At 43.3% G+C, this 18,163-nt stretch carries 18 protein-coding genes, 1 pseudogene and 1 riboswitch; of the genes and pseudogenes, 8 read left to right on the top strand and 11 right to left on the bottom strand.

The window, feature by feature from the left end:
• The first annotated feature begins 156 nt into the window (after nt 1-156).
• From ACOIT5_RS02140 to ACOIT5_RS02120, 5 genes are read left to right on the top strand one after another with little or no spacing between them, the layout of a single operon-like run.
• Nucleotides 157-381 carry a 4Fe-4S binding protein gene (locus ACOIT5_RS02140; protein ID WP_423128819.1) on the top strand — a complete coding sequence of 75 codons (225 nt, stop codon included), beginning with the start codon at nt 157-159 and terminating at the stop codon, nt 379-381.
• 28 nt (nt 382-409) lie between these two features.
• Nucleotides 410-1,504 (top strand): 3-methyl-2-oxobutanoate dehydrogenase subunit VorB, encoded by a 1,095-nt coding sequence (locus tag ACOIT5_RS02135; RefSeq protein ID WP_423128818.1) that lies wholly within the window; start codon nt 410-412, stop codon nt 1,502-1,504.
• 4 nt (nt 1,505-1,508) lie between these two features.
• Entirely contained in the window at nt 1,509-2,306 is a 798-nt protein-coding gene (locus tag ACOIT5_RS02130) for a thiamine pyrophosphate-dependent enzyme (protein WP_423128817.1), read from the top strand.
• Nucleotides 2,307-2,317: 11 nt separating this feature from the next.
• Nucleotides 2,318-2,869: a 2-oxoacid:acceptor oxidoreductase family protein gene (locus ACOIT5_RS02125; RefSeq protein ID WP_423128816.1), complete on the top strand. Its 552-nt coding sequence runs from the start codon at nt 2,318-2,320 to the stop codon at nt 2,867-2,869.
• Nucleotides 2,870-2,884: 15 nt separating this feature from the next.
• The gene (locus ACOIT5_RS02120; RefSeq protein WP_423128815.1) at nt 2,885-3,052 is read left to right on the top strand and encodes a hypothetical protein; all 168 of its coding nucleotides are present in this window, start codon (nt 2,885-2,887) and stop codon (nt 3,050-3,052) included.
• Between the two features lie 59 nt (nt 3,053-3,111).
• Here the strand turns inward: ACOIT5_RS02120 and istB are convergent, their stop codons facing one another.
• The gene (istB, locus tag ACOIT5_RS02115) at nt 3,112-3,831 is read right to left on the bottom strand and encodes an IS21-like element helper ATPase IstB (protein WP_423127130.1); all 720 of its coding nucleotides are present in this window, start codon (nt 3,829-3,831) and stop codon (nt 3,112-3,114) included.
• 42 nt (nt 3,832-3,873) lie between these two features.
• Nucleotides 3,874-5,385: an IS21 family transposase gene (gene istA / locus ACOIT5_RS02110; RefSeq protein ID WP_423128814.1), complete on the bottom strand. Its 1,512-nt coding sequence runs from the start codon at nt 5,383-5,385 to the stop codon at nt 3,874-3,876.
• A gap of 133 nt (nt 5,386-5,518) precedes the next feature.
• On the opposite strand from istA, the gene ACOIT5_RS02105 reads away from it, so the two are divergent.
• A complete protein-coding gene (locus ACOIT5_RS02105; RefSeq protein ID WP_423126726.1) occupies nt 5,519-5,797 on the top strand; it encodes a hypothetical protein in 279 nt (92 codons plus the stop codon).
• A gap of 633 nt (nt 5,798-6,430) precedes the next feature.
• Here ACOIT5_RS02105 and ACOIT5_RS02100 read toward each other — a convergent pair.
• Nucleotides 6,431-7,648, bottom strand: coding sequence for an ATP-binding protein (locus tag ACOIT5_RS02100; protein ID WP_423128813.1), 1,218 nt, complete (start codon nt 7,646-7,648; stop codon nt 6,431-6,433).
• Between the two features lie 229 nt (nt 7,649-7,877).
• On the opposite strand from ACOIT5_RS02100, the gene ACOIT5_RS02095 reads away from it, so the two are divergent.
• Nucleotides 7,878-9,050 carry an IS4 family transposase gene (locus tag ACOIT5_RS02095; RefSeq protein ID WP_423126501.1) on the top strand — a complete coding sequence of 391 codons (1,173 nt, stop codon included), beginning with the start codon at nt 7,878-7,880 and terminating at the stop codon, nt 9,048-9,050.
• Nucleotides 9,051-9,870: 820 nt separating this feature from the next.
• Here ACOIT5_RS02095 and ACOIT5_RS02090 read toward each other — a convergent pair.
• A complete protein-coding gene (locus ACOIT5_RS02090) occupies nt 9,871-10,284 on the bottom strand; it encodes a hypothetical protein (RefSeq protein ID WP_423128812.1) in 414 nt (137 codons plus the stop codon).
• A 550-nt stretch (nt 10,285-10,834) separates the two neighbouring features.
• Here ACOIT5_RS02090 and ACOIT5_RS02085 point away from each other — a divergent pair.
• Nucleotides 10,835-10,999 (top strand): annotated as a pseudogene (locus ACOIT5_RS02085) (hypothetical protein); the annotation flags it as partial.
• A 3-nt stretch (nt 11,000-11,002) separates the two neighbouring features.
• Here the strand turns inward: ACOIT5_RS02085 and ACOIT5_RS02080 are convergent.
• The 7 genes from ACOIT5_RS02080 to ACOIT5_RS02050 all read right to left on the bottom strand — a co-directional run bounded on the left by ACOIT5_RS02080 (nt 11,003) and on the right by ACOIT5_RS02050 (nt 17,789).
• Nucleotides 11,003-11,302, bottom strand: a complete 300-nt coding sequence (locus ACOIT5_RS02080; RefSeq protein ID WP_423128811.1) for a helix-turn-helix domain-containing protein — start codon at nt 11,300-11,302, stop codon at nt 11,003-11,005.
• A 2-nt stretch (nt 11,303-11,304) separates the two neighbouring features.
• Complete coding sequence (locus ACOIT5_RS02075; protein ID WP_423128810.1) at nt 11,305-11,643, bottom strand: type II toxin-antitoxin system RelE/ParE family toxin; 339 nt, start codon at nt 11,641-11,643, stop codon at nt 11,305-11,307.
• Between the two features lie 140 nt (nt 11,644-11,783).
• The gene (locus ACOIT5_RS02070) at nt 11,784-12,011 is read right to left on the bottom strand and encodes a helix-turn-helix domain-containing protein (protein ID WP_423128809.1); all 228 of its coding nucleotides are present in this window, start codon (nt 12,009-12,011) and stop codon (nt 11,784-11,786) included.
• 3 nt (nt 12,012-12,014) lie between these two features.
• Complete coding sequence (locus ACOIT5_RS02065) at nt 12,015-12,494, bottom strand: DUF2975 domain-containing protein (protein WP_423128808.1); 480 nt, start codon at nt 12,492-12,494, stop codon at nt 12,015-12,017.
• Nucleotides 12,495-12,769: 275 nt separating this feature from the next.
• Entirely contained in the window at nt 12,770-14,023 is a 1,254-nt protein-coding gene (locus ACOIT5_RS02060; protein ID WP_423128807.1) for a tetratricopeptide repeat protein, read from the bottom strand.
• Nucleotides 14,024-14,168: 145 nt separating this feature from the next.
• A complete protein-coding gene (locus tag ACOIT5_RS02055) occupies nt 14,169-14,399 on the bottom strand; it encodes a hypothetical protein (protein ID WP_423128806.1) in 231 nt (76 codons plus the stop codon).
• 957 nt (nt 14,400-15,356) lie between these two features.
• Nucleotides 15,357-17,789, bottom strand: a complete 2,433-nt coding sequence (locus ACOIT5_RS02050; protein WP_423128805.1) for a TonB-dependent receptor — start codon at nt 17,787-17,789, stop codon at nt 15,357-15,359.
• A gap of 45 nt (nt 17,790-17,834) precedes the next feature.
• Nucleotides 17,835-17,931: riboswitch (TPP riboswitch) on the bottom strand.
• Nucleotides 17,932-18,163 lie beyond the last annotated feature (232 nt).

The following is an 18,163-nucleotide window of genomic DNA, read 5'->3' as shown; positions in this document are numbered from 1 at the left end:
CTTTGGTCATTGAAAATTGGTTATTGGGAGTGGGTGAATTAGCCTGAATCCGGTTACCGCCTCTTAAAACGTTAAAAAGTCATTTTTTGGCTGAAGGACTATCTTTATCTTGGAACGCCTGAAGAAATAATGTAACAACAAAAATTTAAACAAACCATGGCAAAAGTTATTGGAGCAGTGGTGGTTGACACTGAAGAATGTAAAGGCTGCGCCCTGTGTGTGGTAGCTTGCCCGCAACAGGTACTTGGACAAAACAAGCAAGTGAACAGCCGCGGATATCATTATTCGTTTATGGAAAATCCGGAGGCCTGTATCGGTTGTTCAAACTGCGCGGTGGTTTGCCCCGACAGCTGTATTACGGTTTATCGGGTTAAATTGTAGTTTCTTGTAATCATCAAATTATAGATAGATGGGAGAATTAAGATTAATGAAGGGGAACGAAGTGATTGCCGAAGCAGCCATCCGCTGCGGATGCGATGGCTATTTCGGCTACCCGATCACCCCTCAGTCTGAGGTAATGGAAACCCTGATGGCCCGCGAACCCTGGGACGAAACAGGCATGGTTGTTTTACAGGCCGAAAGCGAAGTCGCCTCCATCAATATGGTATACGGCGCCGCCGGATCAGGAAAAAAAGTGATGACTTCTTCATCAAGCCCGGGCATTAGCCTGATGGCCGAAGGAATTTCGTACATCGCCGGCGCCGAGTTGCCTTGTGTGATTGTGAATGTGCAACGGGGCGGCCCGGGCCTGGGAACCATTCAGCCTTCGCAGGCCGACTATTTTCAGGCAACAAAAGGAGGCGGGCACGGCGATTATAAATTAATTGTGCTGGCCCCTGCTTCGGTTCAGGAAATGAACGATTTTGTCGAACTGGCCTTTCAACTGGCCTTCAAATACCGCAATCCGGCCATGATCCTGTCTGACGGGGCCATCGGGCAGATGATGGAAAAAGTGGAACTGAGCGACTTCCGGCCCCGCCTCACCGACGAAGAAATTGATACAGCATACGGGTCGTGGGCCACTACCGGACGAAAACCATCCCGGAATTACAACATTATTACTTCCCTGGAAATGGATTCGGCAAAAATGGAACAGAATAACCTGCGTTTCCAGGAGAAATACCGGTTGATGGAAGAACAGGAAGTGCGTTACGAGATGATTGAATGCGATGATGCCGATTATGTGTTCGTCGCTTTTGGATCATCGGCTCGTATTTGTCAAAAATCGGTCGATATTGCCCGGTCAAAAGGACTGAAAGTGGGCTTGCTTCGCCCCATCACCCTGTATCCTTTCCCGAAAAAGCCCATTGCCGAACTCGCCAAACGGGTCAAAGGATTTATGACGGTTGAGATGAATGCCGGGCAAATGATCGAAGATGTGCAGTTGGCTGTCGGTTGTTCGGGATGTCAGATCCCGGTGACTTATTTTGGACGGATGGGCGGAATTATTCCGACTCCCGGCGAAGTGGTAAGTGCATTGGAACAAAAATTAATCGGAGGGTAATAAAATGGATATCGCAGAAATCATTAAACCGGAAAACCTGGTCTATCAGAAACCCAGTTTGCTGACAAACAAGACCATGCACTATTGTCCCGGATGCAGTCACGGCGTTGTTCATAAGCTATTGGCCGAAGTGATCGAGGAGCTGGATATACAGGAAAAAACCATCGGCGTTTCTCCCGTTGGCTGCGGGGTTTTTGCCTATAATTACATTGATATCGACTGGCAGGAAGCGGCTCATGGCCGGGCGCCCGCCGTGGCAACCGGGATCTCCCGGACCAACCCCGGCAAGGTGGTGTTCACCTACCAGGGCGACGGCGACCTGGCTTCGATCGGGACTGCCGAAATTATGCATGCCTGTAACCGCGGCGAGAATATTGTCGTCATCTTTATCAATAACGCCATTTACGGGATGACCGGCGGACAAATGGCGCCAACGACCCTGCTTGGGCAGGTCACTTCAACCACGCCCTGTGGACGCGACCGCGACCGGAACGGCTACCCGCTGAAAATTACCGAACTGATCGGTCAGTTACCCGGAACATCCTACGTGACCAGGCAATCGGTTCATTCGCCGGCCTCCTCGCGTAAATGTAAAAAAGCTATTAAAAAAGCTTTTGAAAATGCACTGGCAAAAAAGGGAACTTCCTTTGTCGAAGTGGTTTCGACTTGTAACTCGGGCTGGCGCCTGTCGCCGGTTGATGCCAACAATTGGATGGAAGAGAACATGTTCCCCTTCTACCCGGTTGGCGACATCAAAGATGCTGAAAAAGATGCCCCCGAGGCCTATTTAAAAAAGAATTAAAATTGAAAATCATGACTGAAGAAATCATCATAGCCGGTTTTGGCGGACAAGGGGTTCTTTCTATGGGCAAAATTCTGGCCTACTCAGGTGTTATGCAGGGGCAGGAAGTCACCTGGTTCCCTTCGTACGGACCCGAAATGCGCGGAGGTACGGCCAATGTATCGGTCATCCTGAGCGACAGCCGGATCAGTTCACCTATTCTGCACGAATTTGATACTGCCATCATCCTGAACCAACAGTCGATGAGTAAGTTCGAGAAGGCTGTAAAACCCGGCGGGGTGTTGTTGTACGACCCCAACGGCATTATTCATCCGCCGACGCGTACCGATATCAATATTTATAAGATTGAAGGTACCCGGATCGCTGCCGACATGGGAAACGTTAAAACCTTTAACATGGTGGTGCTGGGCGCTTACCTGAAAGCCAAACCGGTGGTTAAAATGGAAAGCATCAGAAAAGGGCTGGAGAAATCGCTGCCGGAACGTCATCATAAACTGATTCCTTTAAACCTGCAGGCCATTGAGGCAGGTCAGGCTAACCTCGAGGCCATTCATGAGCTTTAACGTAATGAATTAATTGTGTACAAATACGAGGCTGTATCAAAAGCCTTAATCTTTAAGAATCCAGTCATCGCGTCCGGCAGTTGCCGGATCGGGATCTTTGTTTTTAACCTTCGGGGCACCAAATGGCAACAAATGCTGAAACCAGTTACCAATGTGGCTATTCCGGAAGCTACCACCCAGTAATCCGGCGTATACCACCCAGGTTGAGTAACTAAATCGAAGAACTTATTTGACTGACAATATTACCGTTTTTTTCTTAAACTCTCACCTTTTAGTTCAAACCGGTGTGCCGTATAGACGATCCTGTCCAGAAAGCTGTCGGCCACGGTGGGTTCGGAAAAGACATCAAACCAACTGGCCACCGGCAACTGGCTGGCAATAATGGTTGACTTTCGGGCATGGCGGTCCTCGATGATTTCCATCAGATCCAGTTGCTGTTGTCCTTCCAGTGGCGATAATCCAAAATCGTCCAGGACAAGCAGCTCTGTTTTGGCCAGTTTGTCAAAAACCCGGGTTATAGTGCCTTCCAGTCGGGCAATCTTTAGTTTCATCATCAGCTTTTGCATATTAAAATACGCTACGCTATAGCCCAGTTCGCACGCTTTCAGTCCCAGGGCCGAGGCCAGTGAACTTTTGCCGACCCCGGTTAGTCCGACAATGATCACGGCCTCCCCGTTCTTGATGTAATCGCCCATGCCCAGCCTTGTCAACAGGGATTTGTCGATTCCCCTTGCCGGGTTGGTGTCGATTTGATCCAGGCTTATCCGGTAACGAAAGCGGGCATTCTTTTCCAGCCGGCTGAACCGGTTCATTTTACGCTGGTCCTGTTCTGCCTGGAGCAGCAGGGCCAGCCCGTCTTCCAGGGAAAGTTCTGTAGTTTTTCTTGTCTCAATTAATGTTTTCCAGCAGGCGGCCATCCCTGACAACCGAAGCCCGCTGAGTTGGGTGATCATTTGATCCATCTTCTTTTCATTTTTGGTTTGTACTCTGATTATTTTCCTTGATTATTGATAGTCTCCCCGGATGTTTCCGTGTTTGGGGAGTTTCTTTATGGTTGAAGGCTTATCCGATGTCATCCTGTTTTCGATTCGCCTGCGAACAAACTGATAACTTGGTATGCCGTTGGCAACGGCCACCCGGCAGGCTTCTTCAAAACAGAAGGGATCGGTTTTGCGTTGAAGGCTCAACAACCCCTCACAGCGTTTGTATAAAACCTCGGGCGTTTCTTCCTTTGCAAACATCATCTTCATCAGGCAGAGCAGGCCATCTGACCGTTTGCGGGCCAGGTCCATGTAGTACCCGGGGCTGCGGTCCATGTAATGCTGATGGGCCGATGGCATGTGCTCCCGCACGAGCGTATATCCGAAACCGATGGTGCGCCGGTGAGTGGCAACCAGCTCTGATTTGCAATAGATCCGCACCAGGGTACGGGTATAAACCACACTGGCCTGTTCCCCGGTGCAGGCGTAAGGAACCGAATAATAGTGTTTGTCCCGTGCCAGGTAAATACAACTGTTTTGCTGCACCCTCAGGCTCGCATAATAACGGATATCAAAACCTGACAGGGGCAAGGCTTTTAACAGTCCTTTTTCATCGGTCAGAAAGTGTTCTTCGCGGCTGTACTCCCGTTGTTGCATCCGGGTCTGGTTATGTTGCAGGATCTTTTCGCTGATCGCCCTGTTCAGGTCGGCCAGGGAAAAAAAGACATGGTTACGCAACCGGGCATACACCCGCTGGTAAACCAGCTTAACCTGGTTCTCCACCAGAGCCTTGTCTTTTGGGGTCCGCACACGCGCAGCCAGCACGGCAAAACCATAGTGGTTGGCAAAATCGTCCATCACCCGGTTAATGTCCGGTTCATACCGGTCGGTTTTGATCACGGCAGCCTTGAGGTTATCACAAACCACAATTTTGGGGACACCACTGAGTGCCTGCAAACAGCAGCCAAGTGCATAAAGAAAATTTTCCGTGTTCTGATGGGAAACAGCCATGGCAAAGCTGTAATCCGAGTAAGGCAGGGTAGCCACGAAAACATACGCTTTTATCGCTTCCCCGGTCTCACGATCAACGTAAGAGAGCGTATCCCCTGCAAAGTCGACAAAAAGTTGCTGCCCGGGCTGGTGGGTCAGCACCGCGGAAGATTTACGGGCTACACGCAACTGGTTTAAATGAAAGCAGAACTGGGAGTAGCTGTACCCCTGCGGGTGCTTTTCACGGTATTCCTGCCAAAGCAGTTTGATGGTCACGTGCCTGCGTTTGAGTTCTCCTTCAAGATAAGGGAGCATTTGTTTCAGCTCATTAAAGCGATCTTCCAGGTAGGCCGGGTTTCCGGCATGAAAACGGCCTTCCAGCACCGGATCATCCAGGGTAAGAAGCTCTCCGATATCCAGTTTCCCGGATGCTATTTTTTGCATGTAGTTGTTGACCGTCCCTTTGTAAATGCCGAGTTCTTTTCCGATCTGACGGTTGGACAGCCCGCTCTGATGAAGCCTCAAAATTTGTTTTAACTGACTCATAAGTATTACTTTTCTTGCCATAATCCGTGTGCTTGATTGGTTTTATAAGCACACAAAGTACTCGAAAAGTTACTCAGGGAAACCAGGTTAGTGGGTGCATATGCTCCGGATTCTGTCAGAACCCGCCAACGGGATGCCACGAAAAAATATCCACCTGTCTGCCATTGGATTAGCGGCCCATTTTTGGGTGGTCATGCTCCGGAATCCGTGCCGTTTTCTCCCGTTTTCGGATAACTTGCACCCACTGGGTGGTTATGCTCCGGAACCGGTCTGGCCGGGGCAGCGTGATTCCTTCAAAATCACATTTTACAACCTAAAATGCCCCAAACAACCCCGTTTTTGGGTGCATATCCGCCGGAATGTCATGTTTTTTCCTTTTGAAAAACGTTCATTTCCTCTGGATTCTTTCTAAATTACTGGGTGGTTGTGCTCCGGATTATCCACCAATGACAAAATTTACAAATTAATGGTAATGAGATATATCCAAGCTTCTGTTTTGCGAAGCTCCTGTTTTCCCCTGTCATTTCAACATTGTGACCATTAAAAATGGATTTCCACTCAGCATGGCGGCGTTTCGGTGATGGCCTGTCGCCTGCCCCGGCCTACGGGGCTTTGAACGTGGAAAACAAGGGAAGGGAATCCGGGGCAGGGACTGGTAAGCGGCCCTGTTTGAGGAGGTACGATTTGGGCCGTGTGGCATTCACAAGCCGTAGTTTTCCTTCAAAATCACCGTCAGCCTTGACTTTTTTTGTTTACCTTTTTTGTGTTAAGACAAAAGGTAAATCCAATCCGGAAGGGCATCAGCCGCAAGGCTCTCTTAACAACGATTGTCAATCAACTTTTACGCTCAAATACGTTCTTCGCAGCAGGTGGCGCGGTTTGTAACCGCGCATTCAGTAACCGTCGATTAAAAATCGACGCACCCGGAAATCAATAAAAACCCTCCATAAGGGCATAGCTCCTGAGCCCGGCGGGTGTCGTTCAACACCGACTCATCGCCGGCTCGTGCCGACCGCTCAGAGTCCTGTTTATTATCGGTTCGCCCTTATTTTTCTGTCTTTGTAAGCCAATCTAATGCGTTTATTTTTTTTATTCCGTTATATGTACCTGTGTCATAGTCCATTGTAATTAAAAGTTTTTCGTGATGGTCTGCAATATTGTCAAATGGTGCTAACTCACGTTCTAAAGTCGTTGCGTTTTGCACTGTTTGCGCAACTTGTATGTATTGTGTAAAACCTTCGTTGTTGCGAACCACAAAATCAACTTCTAAATTGTTGGTTTTCCCTATCCATATTTGGTTGTTTCTGCGTTTTAGCTCAAGATAAATTATATTTTCAAGTAAATGTCCTGCATCGCTTGCCAATTCTTTTCCAAGTAATGCGTTGCGAAAACCTAAATCCACCAAATAGTATTTTTCCAGCGTTGCCAAATGTTGTTTGCCTTTGATGTCGTAGCGGTTTACTTTGTAAAACAAATAGGCTTCAACTAAAGTGTTAATGTACTTCGACACTGTTTTGTTGTCAATTTTCTTTTTGTTTGCCGTTAAAACTTTGGCTATGTTCCCTGCTGAAACACTTGAACCAACTGAATCTATTAAGAAGGTTACAACTTCCTGATAGGATTCTTCGGCATAAATAGTATAACGCTTAGAAATATCGTTGTCGTAAATGTTTTTAAAAACCATTTGCAAATATTCATTTGCAAAATGATTTCCGTCTGCTGAAAGTCTTACAGCTTCGGGAAAACCACCTGTACGTACATATTCAGCAAAAGCACGGTCAGGGTTTGTGGTTTTACCCGTGAACTCTAAATATTCAGCAAAAGAAAAAGGCAATACATTTATTTCATAAGCTCTACCTGTGAGCAAAGTTGCCAATTCGCTTGATAATAAAAATGCGTTTGAACCTGTAACATACAAATCTATGTTTGGGTGAACGTACAAGCCTTCCAACAGTTTTTCAAATTCGGGAACATTTTGCACTTCGTCTATGAACACATAATTGGTTACGTTTTTTTTGAGATGCTTAATGATGTAATCATAAATCTTCTTCCAATTTTTTTCTGCTAAAAACCTAAAATCGGGCATATCCATATTGATTGCCAAAATGGAAACTTTGCCGTTATCTTTACGCAACAAGTCTTGAAATTGTGTCATTAAAGTTGATTTTCCACAACGTCGAATGCCTGTGGCAACTTTAATTAAATTCTTGTCTTTAAGAACATTAAGTGTTTCTAAGTACCGTTTACGTGCTATTGTTTGCATAGGACAAAGATAAATAAAATTCCTAAAATTATTAAAAAATGAAAACTTTTAGGAATTCCATATTCGGTTTATAGTGTTTTTAAATAACCATAGTCTTTCACTAGTGTCCAAAAGATTTTTTTAGAAACCTTTGTAAGTTATTATAATATAGTCAATTAAAAGCAAATAATCCACGTGTCGATTTGAATTCATTTCGCATCTTGCAGCCTGGAAATAAACCCGGGCAAATATGAACAGCGGCAAATATGTATTCAGTCAACTGGTAGAGTTCCTGCCAAAGAGAGTTTTTGATATGATTGTTAAGCGACATAACGGAGACAAATGGGTGAAGACATTCACCTGCTGGAACCAATTGCTCGTCATGATGTATGGGCAATTGGCCTCGTGTGACAGCCTCAGAGAGGTCGCGTGCATAATTGACGCTATCAAAAGCAAGAGCTACCATCTCGGATTTGGCACCGGAGAGATTAAACTGAGCAATCTTTCCTATGCCAATATGAACCGGGACTACAAGATATTTGAAGAGTTTGCCTTTTTCATGATTAATCTTGCTCAAAGCAAGCGAATCAACAGACCATTCGAATTGCGTGGAAAGTTCTATGCGCTCGATTCCACCACGATAGATCTTTGCCTGAGCTTGTTCAAGTGGGCATACTTTAGAAAGAACAAGGGTGGCATCAAAGTTCACACACTCTTTGACGTAGTAACCCAAATACCGACTTACATTCATATTACGGAAGCAAAAGTTCACGACGTGAATGTGATGGATGAGATTCCCTATGAGCCGTATGCGTTCTACATTTTTGACAAGGGATATTATGACCTCGCAAGGCTGCATACATTCAACACGATCGGTTCCTGGTTTGTCATCCGACAGAAGTCTCACCTTAAGTATGAAGTTATTGATGGTGAAGAGCTTTTGGATGGAGCGGACAACGTTTTGCTTGACCAGACGATACGCCTTACCGGCTACCAGACCCAAAAGAAGTATCCCTGCGTGTTGAGAAGGATCGTTTACTATGCTCCTGACCTTAAAAGAACGTTCACCTTCCTGACCAACAATGTCAGCATCAAGGCCAAAGACATCGCCATGCTGTATAAGCAACGCTGGCAGGTGGAGCTGTTTTTTCGGTGGATAAAGCAACATCTCCGTGTCACATCCTTCTGGGGCAATACCGAGAATGCCGTGAGGATACAAATTTATGTTGCGGTTATCACATACTGTCTGGTGGCCATCGTCGAGCATGACTGCCAGTTGGGCAGGACTACATTCAATGTGCTTCGCGTGATCAGTAGAGTACTGACAGACAAAACGAACATCAGAGATCTTTTCCTGACCTCCGGGGACATTGATGATATATATGAACAAGCCGCTCAACTTGAATTTGCCTTTAAGTATTAGTTATTGAAAATTTATTGGACACTAGTGATAGTCTTTGACAACTAAAATTCATTTGTTCAATGTCGTTCGTGTTTGTCTTGCTGTGTCGTTTTAGGGTGACCGATAACTATGTAATAGCACAAAAAAGTAAATCCTGTCCGGAAGGACATAAGCGGTAATGCTTTCTTCAGAATTGCTGTCCTAAGGCCGGACGGGCCCTTCCTTTTTCAGTCGATAAAAAGGAAGCAAAAATCTTGTCAAAACGAACCCTCTGCCGGGCGTTTTGACGGCCTGCGCGCCGCTTCGGGATGCTTTGTATGAATCTAAAAACAGCGGTGTTTCCCTTGTCCCTTATCCAAATGTCTGCTTCTTCTTGATGAGCTGTCGTGTTGCCCCGGCCTACGGGGCTTTGAACGTGGAAAACAAGGGAAGGGAATTGGGGCAGGGACTGGTAAGCGGCCCTGTTTGAGGAGGTACGACGAGTTTGGGCCGTGTGGCATTCACAAGCCGTAGTTTTCCTTCAAAATCACCGTCAGCCTTGACTTTTTTTGTTTACCTTTTTTGTGTTAAGACAAAAAGGTAAATCCAATCCGGAAGGGCATCAGCCGCAAGGCTCTCTTAACAACGATTGTCAATCAACTTTTACGCTCAAATACGTTCTTCGCAGCAGGTGGCGCGGTTTGTAACCGCGCATTCAGTAACCGTCGATTAAAAATCGACGCACCTGGGAATCAATAAAAACCATCTGCAGTTACAAATCATACCAACTCCGCTTTGAAATAAGTACTTTACGTTTTCGTATTTCTCATTAATTTATTATGAGTCTGATAAGATATGGGTATTACATACCTGTTGCTCCTAAATTATTTTCTTCATCTATTGTCAATAAAGTTATTTCTTCTCCAGATGAAGCTGAAGCTTTGCTATTTCCATCAACGAGCATTTCAATTTTCCCAATAACGATTCCATCTTTTGAAGTCCTATGGATTATAATGGAATAAGTTCCTTTCCCAATTTTTAATTCATATGGCGTTTTAATTGATTTCTCATGCTTAAAAAAGATTTCTTGATTTTCTTTTTTTCCCATTATTAACAAATCAAATGTTTTTTCAGAGCCATTTTCAGATCTAATCGTCAATAGGTTTGTAATATTGGAGTCATTTGTCACATCCTTCGGGACATGACTTGTTAGCACCAAAAAAGCAATTAACAATAGTCCCGTGATGGGCAATTGGTTTTTTAGTTTTTTTCTCATTGGCTTTTTTTAGTTTAATAGCAATTATCATTTATTTTTTTTGAAATACATGTTTTGCTCTTTTACACACGGAATCTTTCGGTTTTTTCCTTTTGCTTCAAACTCAACTGACTGGTCGGGATTTTCATGTTTCACTCCCCAAATTACAAAACTTGATGTAATAAATTTTACTAGCTAGCTAATTTGGAATCAATCTAAAAGACAGGTGGTTAACGAGTGGCGTCTCCTAATTGGGTGTGGCGGTTCGAAAACCGCCGCTTAGTGGATGCCTGCCATTAAACGAAGTGCAGATTGGCGGCGGAAGAATCTTTCAGACTTGTTAACCGCTGGGGCCACACATGGCAACAAGATGCTGAAACAAGTTACCAATGACAAAATTTACAAATTAATGGTAATGAGATATATCCAAACTTATATTTTTAGCGAAGCTCCGGTTTCTTCCTGTCATTTCAACATTGTAACGCCCGGAAGTATTAGCAAGTGGCAAGCTGGTTGCTGGCGACGGCAGCCAGCTTGCAAAATCCGGTACTGACGGACACGAGGCTGGCTCAACTATTTCCGGTTGGCCAGTCTGCAAGTTAAGCTGAAGAAAGTTGACGGATGGATTTGGTCGTTTCCGAGAACCGCTGTATACGAGACCCGTACGCGTAATGGTGTGAGTGGCTCTCCCCGCCAGTGTCTGCTGCTGGGCTGTCTACTCGATTTGAGGGCGTAATTTTTATAAAAATGTCAATCCAACTTTTCTATTTAATCCTTTTTCAAAAATCCTTATTAATGTTGATAATTGAATATTCCCTTTAGCATTTTCTATCTTAGAAATATAGCTCTTTTTAGTCCCTGCTTTTTCGGCAAGTTGTTCTTGAGTCATGTTGGCTTGTCGTCGTGCTGCTTTTAACATCTCACTCACAATGAACATTTGAGCTTTTTCTTCATAATCATTACGGCTCTCTGTTCCAATCTTTCCGTATTCCTTCTCAATGAGCTCATCAAATGTTTTAATCCCTTTATAATCTTTCATAATCATTGTCTTTTTTGTTTAAAATACTCATCCTTTAGACGCATCTCCTTTTCAATCTCGTTTTTGGGAGTCTTTTGTGTTTTCTTTTGAAATCCATTGAATAATACTACTAAGTTACCTGAATCGAAACAACAAAAAATCCGGTATATATTTGATTGGTACTCTACCCTAATCTCAAAAAGTCCTTCGTGTCCAGTTATCGGAGCTAAAAATTTCTCAGGTACTCTATCAACCTGCTTAATTAGTTCTAAAACGTACTGAATCTTTTGTTTTACTTTAATATCAAGCCCTTTATAGAAATCAATAAAATAATCACCGTGAAATATTATCTGCTTTGTCATGATAAAAAAGTTATCTCAAAAGATAACATTTTAAATTTTAATATCAAATCAAAATGTTTCGATAACGATAAATTGTCCTTTTATTATGCAGCCCCAACGTTTGTATCGCTGGGTTTTGCCGACCGCCAGAGTTCTGGTTATTAGCGGTTCGTTGTTATCTCTTTGTCATTTGCATATTCCAGGATATCACCCGGTTGACAGTCTAATGCTTTACAAATTGCCTCCAGGGTGCTAAAACGAATTGCTTTCGCCTTCCCCGTCTTTAAGATAGAAAGGTTAGATAATGTCAAATCAACTCTTTCAGAAAGTTCATTCAGCGAAATTTTTCGCTTTGCCATCATCACGTCCAAGTTCACAATAATTGGCATAGCTTAAATTGTTAAGTCATTTTCAGATTTCATATCGATGGCATTCTGCAAGACTTTTTCAAATATTGCCGCAGCAGTTGCTACCACAATAGAAGCAAAAGTTGTTACAATACAAACGGCAAGAAAACCCGCAGGGTCGTCTTCATCATTCCGGAATATCCTTATGTACAACCCTGCCGCTACAATTAAAATACTGAATACGACTGCACAATACTTTATACTTTTTAAAGCCCCCACGGAGTTTGATGAGAATACTTTATTTTGCCCGATGTAGCCAAGTAACCTGAATGCCTTATACAGAGCAATAAAAAAAGCGATGGATACAGCATATCCATACAAGATGAACGGGTCTGAGTAAATGCTGAACAAGTCTAAGTTTGCTGCTCTTCCCTCAGTTAACGGAAACCGAATCAAAACGGCAAGTGCTACAAGGCCGATCAGCACGATGACTACCTGAAGAAATACGGTTGAAATTGTTTTCATAATGATTTTAGAATTTTGAATTACATCACAAATATAATAAATAATTATCGATAAACGATAAATATTTACCATTATTTAGAAAATATTAAAAACCAAATGTCTTTGTCTTGATGTAATCTCCTCTAAATATCAAAGTAAATTTTTATAACCGGTGTCGGAATATCCAATAAAAACCTTCTATAAGTGCATAGCCCTGACCGGTGGGTGTAGTTCAACCGGGAATAATCGCCGGGCGGTGCACGCCGCTCATATTCCTATTTATTAGGGCACGTAATTTATTCAAAGTCAAGTTTTTCTAAATTATCAATTGCTTCTTTATAATCAAATTCTTTTCCTTTCTTAAAATCGGCTAATGCTTTTTTCTTGTCTCCTATAGCATAATGTGCTTCACCTCTATTTGTAATAGCAATATAGTTCTCAGGTTCAAGTTCGATTACTAAATTATAATCATCAATTGCCTCCTTATTTTTTCCATTATCTTGATATAAATATGCTCTATTAAATCTATATGAGGCATAATGTGGCTCCAATTCTATCGCTTTATTATAATCCTTAAGTGCGGCCTCATAATCTTTAAGCAACATATACGAATAACCCCTGTTATTAAATAGTTCAGCTTTATCAGATTCATTTAGGTCTATTAATCTATTCAAATCTTCAATCGCCTCTTTAACCTTATCAAGTCTTGACAATGCAATGGCTCGATAATAAAGAGCATCGGAATTATTACTATCTAGTTCTAAAGCTGCATTCAAGTCTTTTAGTGAATTTTCAAAATCATCTTTCAGATTATATGATATCCCTCTTTCAACCAATGAGACGTAATCATTAGGATTTTGATTTATCTTTTTTGTATAATATTCAATTGAATCAGTCCTATTCTCCAGATTTATATTAAATTTTTCAACATTGTTTTTAGTAATAAAATCCGATAATCGTCCTGAAGGATTTAAAAGGTAAATTATGATAAGAATAGAACTGAATATACTTAAACGAAAAGATGTTGAAGGGGATAATGATAATGCAATGTCAGGAAATATCATTAAAAATAACACCAAATATAAAATCCAATTATTTAAATTCAGAAACAATCGAGCGTTACGAGAATAAGAATACCAATTTGAATGTAAATAGTTCGCAAATCCTGTATCCATGATTACTTTAAACGTCTTCTCAGAATCAGAGTAATTCTTTAGATTGTATTGTGCTTTTCCTTTCTCAAATAAGGAGTCGATATAATAGTGTTCCTTATTCAAATCAATATTGAAGTCATCCTTTTTCGTCTTAATTTTTTCAATTACTATATCAAATAATTCTATTGATTTTACATTTTCATGCGTTCTTGAATAAGCTATTCCACACGAGTATAATATAAAGATTCTCCTAATGAACTCTTGACGAGATTTAATTTCATCAAATCCGTATGGGTTTTTGATAAAATCTCTATATTTCTCAAAAAATTTAATCTGCTCAGAATAATCTTCGCGATTAATTATTCTAAAATCAAAATATAGTTCAGTTTGTATCATACTTTTTCTGTTTGGTTTTATGTGCCTTAACGTTGTTGTATCTCAGCCAAAGCTATCTGATAAATTGTTATTTTCTGTTTTATGTGTAGCTTTCGTTCCCTTATAAATCAGGCTCAGTAAACAGACTGCTAACATTTTGCATCCTTTATACTGCATAGGGTAATAGAGCGCAGCCGTAAAAGGCTTGCTTTTCCTTGCTTAATTCCAGAATTTGTTCGATCGGATTATTGGTTATGGTATTATCAGCCACATAACCAACATTATTATTGCCTTTTTCAAATGTATTATTCTCGATAATCACGCTTACCGGATCTTCTTCCAATTCTTTTATGAATTCAGGAACCACATTTAAGGCTTTGGTAAACTTCTCAATCATATCATTTTCAATCACTTTCTTCTGCTCATAAGCAGAGATTTGGGCCTGGCTGATCCCGAGGTCAATGGCTGATGCATCCTGCTTGATTCCCAGGGTGTGGCGGATCCCGTTTGATCGCGTGCCCGTGGTGCGTGTTCCGCAACGATTTTTCTTGTGTTCCCATTTTTTATTTGATAGAAAGGGATAACGAAAATAGTAAAATCCTGATTGTGACGATAATTATTCATGCGAAATCAATAATTATAAGCTGCATTATTTTTATTAACCTGTTCAAACTTATTTCCTTTGAAAAGAAACCAGGAAACATAAACTTAAAATAAACAGGGGTCAAATGCAGCCTGGCTTTAATAACAATATTAAACAAAACCCAATTATGCCTCGCTTTAAACGCTTGCTGTTTCCGCGACCTGTCGCGGGATAAGAAACTGTACAGAAACAGGCTGTGGCGGGTTGATTCTGCCACAGCCTGTCATGACCAATTATGGCCGGAATGAAGAACGATTCACCAGCCTAATGATAGGAGGTCCATCAGCCTGGTGATAGATTGCCTATCAGCCTAATGATAGGAGGTCCATCAGCCTGGTGATAGATTGCCTATCAGCCTGATGATAGCCTGTCTATCAGTCTGATGGGAGAGGAGCTCGCAGCCAGGTTGTAAGCTGTCAGCTTAATGAATATTCCGGCTTTGCGGGCAGGTGTATTAGCCGGGGAACAATCCGGCTTAAATCCATGAATCCCTTTTATTTTTAAAACAAAGCCGGCCGGTTTATAAACGTCGCCGGCAATTGCAGGTAAGTCACAGGTAAGTCGTAGGTAAGTCGTAGATAAGTCGTAGGTAAGTCGAAGCGATAAGGTAGCGATGCCACTTCCTTGATCGACCTCAGAATGGGATCTAATTTTATCGAATGTATCTAACGTATCCCCCGGAACAGATGCTCCGGGGGTTTACGCTTAAACTTAAAACTTGAAATCAATTCCGGCAAAGAAATGTCTTCCGGCCTGCGGGAAATATCCATCCATTTTATAACGGTTGTCGCCGAAAATGTAAGAATAAACCCAGGCATTACTTTCGTATCGGGTATCAAAGAGGTTATTCACCATCAGGTGCAATTTGATCTCTTTAAACAACATACCTTTAATTGAATAATCCACTTTCAGGTTGTTGACAAACCAGGCGTCGAGCTTGCGGTCGTTGCCCGAGGTGTTGTCGATGTACTGATCGCTCACGTAGTTTGAAAGCAGGCTGACGTTTAGCGCGGCTGCCGGTTTGTAACTGAGCTGGCTGTTAACGATCACGTTGGGTGAGAATGACAGGTCGGTTTTTCCAAGTTCAAAGGCCTCCTGTTCCCAGGTGTCCCAGTTGTCAACATATTCAGTAAAATTTTTAACCTTGTTTTGGCTGAGGGTCACATTCGCATCCCAGTTTAATTTGGCGGAAATCTTCAGCCCGCCGGTCAGTTCAATCCCGGCCCGGTAGCTGTCGTCCACATTCACCAAAAGCGGGGTGCCAACATCGTTTACTTCCCCGGTTTGAACCAGCTGATCCTTGTAATCCATGTAATACAGGTTTGCCCCTAACAGGAAACGCGATGTTTTCCAGGTGTAGCCTGCTTCGAAATCATTCAATGTTTCGTATTTGGGTGTTGGGTCGCCTTCATCTACATCCACAAAGTTGCTCCGGTTGGGCTCACGGTTGGCGCGGGCAAAACTCAGGTAAGCTTCCTGCGAACTGTTTGGGCGGTAAAATAAACCGAACTTGGGGTTGAAGAAGTTGAATTGGTGCGATTGGGTCAGGTCGCGCAGGTCGTCGTCAATACCGTCAATCTCGTAATTGATGTGGCGGTATTGCAGGTCGGCAAACAAATTAAGCGTCTCAGTCAGCTGTAAGTTGTATTTTCCAAAGACGTTAAAATCTTTTTTCAGGCCCGTGCCGCGGTACCATTCGTGGTCTTTCTCGTTTTGGCCCATGTACTGCGCCCAGATCACCTGCCCGAAATGCCGGCCGTCGTACACGTTATAGCCTCCGCCAAAGGTGAACGATGATTGGTTCACATGGTAATTCAGTGACAGTGTTGCCCCGTAAAAATCATTATCCAGCCATTTGCGCGTTACCAGGTCGGTGGTTTCCGTTCCTTCGGGAGCGGTCATTTGGTAGTCTTCGTATGCTTCATCGTATTTATAACCCTCGTAGTAACCGCGTCCGTAAGTGTAGTGCAAGGCGGCATTGAGGTTCAGCGCCTGGTTGAACTTGTGCGAAAACAGCATTTGGTAATGGTCCTGCTGGTAATGGTCTACTTCGTTTTCGTAGGTGTAGTAGTTATAGGTCCGGCTGTTTGAATTGATCATTTCCTCTGTTTGTTTTGGAGTATATAACCAATGATCTTCGTAACGTTGCATTCCTTCCAGGTCATTCTTCAGGCGGACAGAGGGAACGCCCCACCAGGCCTGGTAGGTCTCTTCAAAACCGGAAAATACATTGAGTTTGAGCATGGTGTTACCGGAATAATAACCGGCTGAAGCGAAAAATGACTTCAGATCAGATGAGGCCCGGTCGATAAAACCATCGGAAGATACTTTCGATAAGCGCACATCAACGGTAAAATGGTCACTTATTAAGCCGGTCCCGGCGCTAACCGAGTTTCGGAAGGTGTTAAACGAACCTGCCGAACTGCTGTAGGCGGCATAAGCGTCTTTGTTCAGGCCTGCGGTTTGCAGGTTGATGGTTGCCCCGAAAGCGGCCGCCCCGTTGGTCGAAGTGCCCACGCCGCGCTGGATCTGGATGTTTTCGATTGAACCGGCCAGGTCGGGGATATCCACAAACCAGGTGCCGTGCGATTCGGCATCGTTCATCGGAATGCCATTGATGGTCACATTGATCCGGTTTAAGTGGGTACCTCGGATTCGGAAATTCGTGTATCCCACCCCGGCGCCGGCATCCGATGTGGCTACAAACGACGGACTCATGGTGAGCAGGTAAGGAATGTCCTGGCCCATGTTTCTGCTTTCGATGGCCTGGCGGTCGACCGTAGTTTTGGCAACAGGCGTTTTGTCGCCGGCACGTGTGGCCGATACCAGTACTTCTTCGGTTAAGATGCTCGAACGGCTCAGCTGAATCTGTAAATCGACCGCATGGTTTAATTGTACCGGAATGGTTCTCTTTTCGTAACCGATAAAAGAAACCTGCAATTCATAATCCCCGGCCTTCAGTTTGTCGAATGTAAACCGGCCCTTTTCGTTGGTAATCGTTCCCCGGTAAGTTCCGTTTAGCGTAACGGTGGCGCCGGGTAAAATTCCCCCTTCCTCATTTTTCACCATCCCCGAAACCGAAAATTGGGCAAATGAGGCAGCAACAATACACTGCAAAAGCAGCATTACAACAATCTTTTTCATTTTGTCTTGAAAATTTGGTTAATAAATAACCAATGAGGTAGGAAACATTTTTCCTTTCGCCCTCCCTCCGCCGGCATTACCCGGATCAGGTTCATTGGGTATGATCTCAGTCCGATTTTTTAGGACACCCCATTGCGTAAAATCAGGAGCAAAGGTAAGGTAAAAAAAACGAATATATCAAAACCGGTTCGGCAATTAAATTGGGATAAAAACTGAAAATATTTCATTATAAACAGTTTAAGGACTGAAAAAATGACTTTTTCAGCGACATTTTGGCAATGTAACTGAACAATAAACGGTCTGATTTGGCCGGAAATTACTCTGGCTTGCTCTTTGATCATGATCAGCCGGAAACAATAAAAAACATGTTTAAC

The sequence above is a fragment of the Gaoshiqia hydrogeniformans genome (assembly GCF_049347105.1).
Classification (GTDB): domain Bacteria; phylum Bacteroidota; class Bacteroidia; order Bacteroidales; family Prolixibacteraceae; genus Gaoshiqia; species Gaoshiqia hydrogeniformans.
This window is presented reverse-complemented; position numbering and strand designations above follow the sequence as displayed.

Excerpts from the sequence above, each read along its gene's own strand:
- ACOIT5_RS02050 (WP_423128805.1), bottom strand. The coding sequence starts at position 17,789 with ATGAAAAAGATTGTTGTAATGCTGCTTTTGCAGTGTATTGTTGCTGCC.
- istB (WP_423127130.1), bottom strand. The coding sequence starts at position 3,831 with ATGGATCAAATGATCACCCAACTCAGCGGGCTTCGGTTGTCAGGGATG.
- ACOIT5_RS02095 (WP_423126501.1), top strand. The coding sequence starts at position 7,878 with ATGAACAGCGGCAAATATGTATTCAGTCAACTGGTAGAGTTCCTGCCA.
- istA (WP_423128814.1), bottom strand. The coding sequence starts at position 5,385 with ATGAGTCAGTTAAAACAAATTTTGAGGCTTCATCAGAGCGGGCTGTCC.
- ACOIT5_RS02055 (WP_423128806.1), bottom strand. The coding sequence starts at position 14,399 with ATGATTGAGAAGTTTACCAAAGCCTTAAATGTGGTTCCTGAATTCATA.
- ACOIT5_RS02135 (WP_423128818.1), top strand. The coding sequence starts at position 410 with ATGGGAGAATTAAGATTAATGAAGGGGAACGAAGTGATTGCCGAAGCA.
- ACOIT5_RS02105 (WP_423126726.1), top strand. The coding sequence starts at position 5,519 with ATGCCACGAAAAAATATCCACCTGTCTGCCATTGGATTAGCGGCCCAT.
- ACOIT5_RS02130 (WP_423128817.1), top strand. The coding sequence starts at position 1,509 with ATGGATATCGCAGAAATCATTAAACCGGAAAACCTGGTCTATCAGAAA.
- ACOIT5_RS02065 (WP_423128808.1), bottom strand. The coding sequence starts at position 12,494 with ATGAAAACAATTTCAACCGTATTTCTTCAGGTAGTCATCGTGCTGATC.
- ACOIT5_RS02060 (WP_423128807.1), bottom strand. The coding sequence starts at position 14,023 with ATGATACAAACTGAACTATATTTTGATTTTAGAATAATTAATCGCGAA.
- ACOIT5_RS02080 (WP_423128811.1), bottom strand. The coding sequence starts at position 11,302 with ATGAAAGATTATAAAGGGATTAAAACATTTGATGAGCTCATTGAGAAG.
- ACOIT5_RS02140 (WP_423128819.1), top strand. The coding sequence starts at position 157 with ATGGCAAAAGTTATTGGAGCAGTGGTGGTTGACACTGAAGAATGTAAA.
- ACOIT5_RS02100 (WP_423128813.1), bottom strand. The coding sequence starts at position 7,648 with ATGCAAACAATAGCACGTAAACGGTACTTAGAAACACTTAATGTTCTT.
- ACOIT5_RS02070 (WP_423128809.1), bottom strand. The coding sequence starts at position 12,011 with ATGCCAATTATTGTGAACTTGGACGTGATGATGGCAAAGCGAAAAATT.
- ACOIT5_RS02090 (WP_423128812.1), bottom strand. The coding sequence starts at position 10,284 with ATGAGAAAAAAACTAAAAAACCAATTGCCCATCACGGGACTATTGTTA.
- ACOIT5_RS02125 (WP_423128816.1), top strand. The coding sequence starts at position 2,318 with ATGACTGAAGAAATCATCATAGCCGGTTTTGGCGGACAAGGGGTTCTT.
- ACOIT5_RS02075 (WP_423128810.1), bottom strand. The coding sequence starts at position 11,643 with ATGACAAAGCAGATAATATTTCACGGTGATTATTTTATTGATTTCTAT.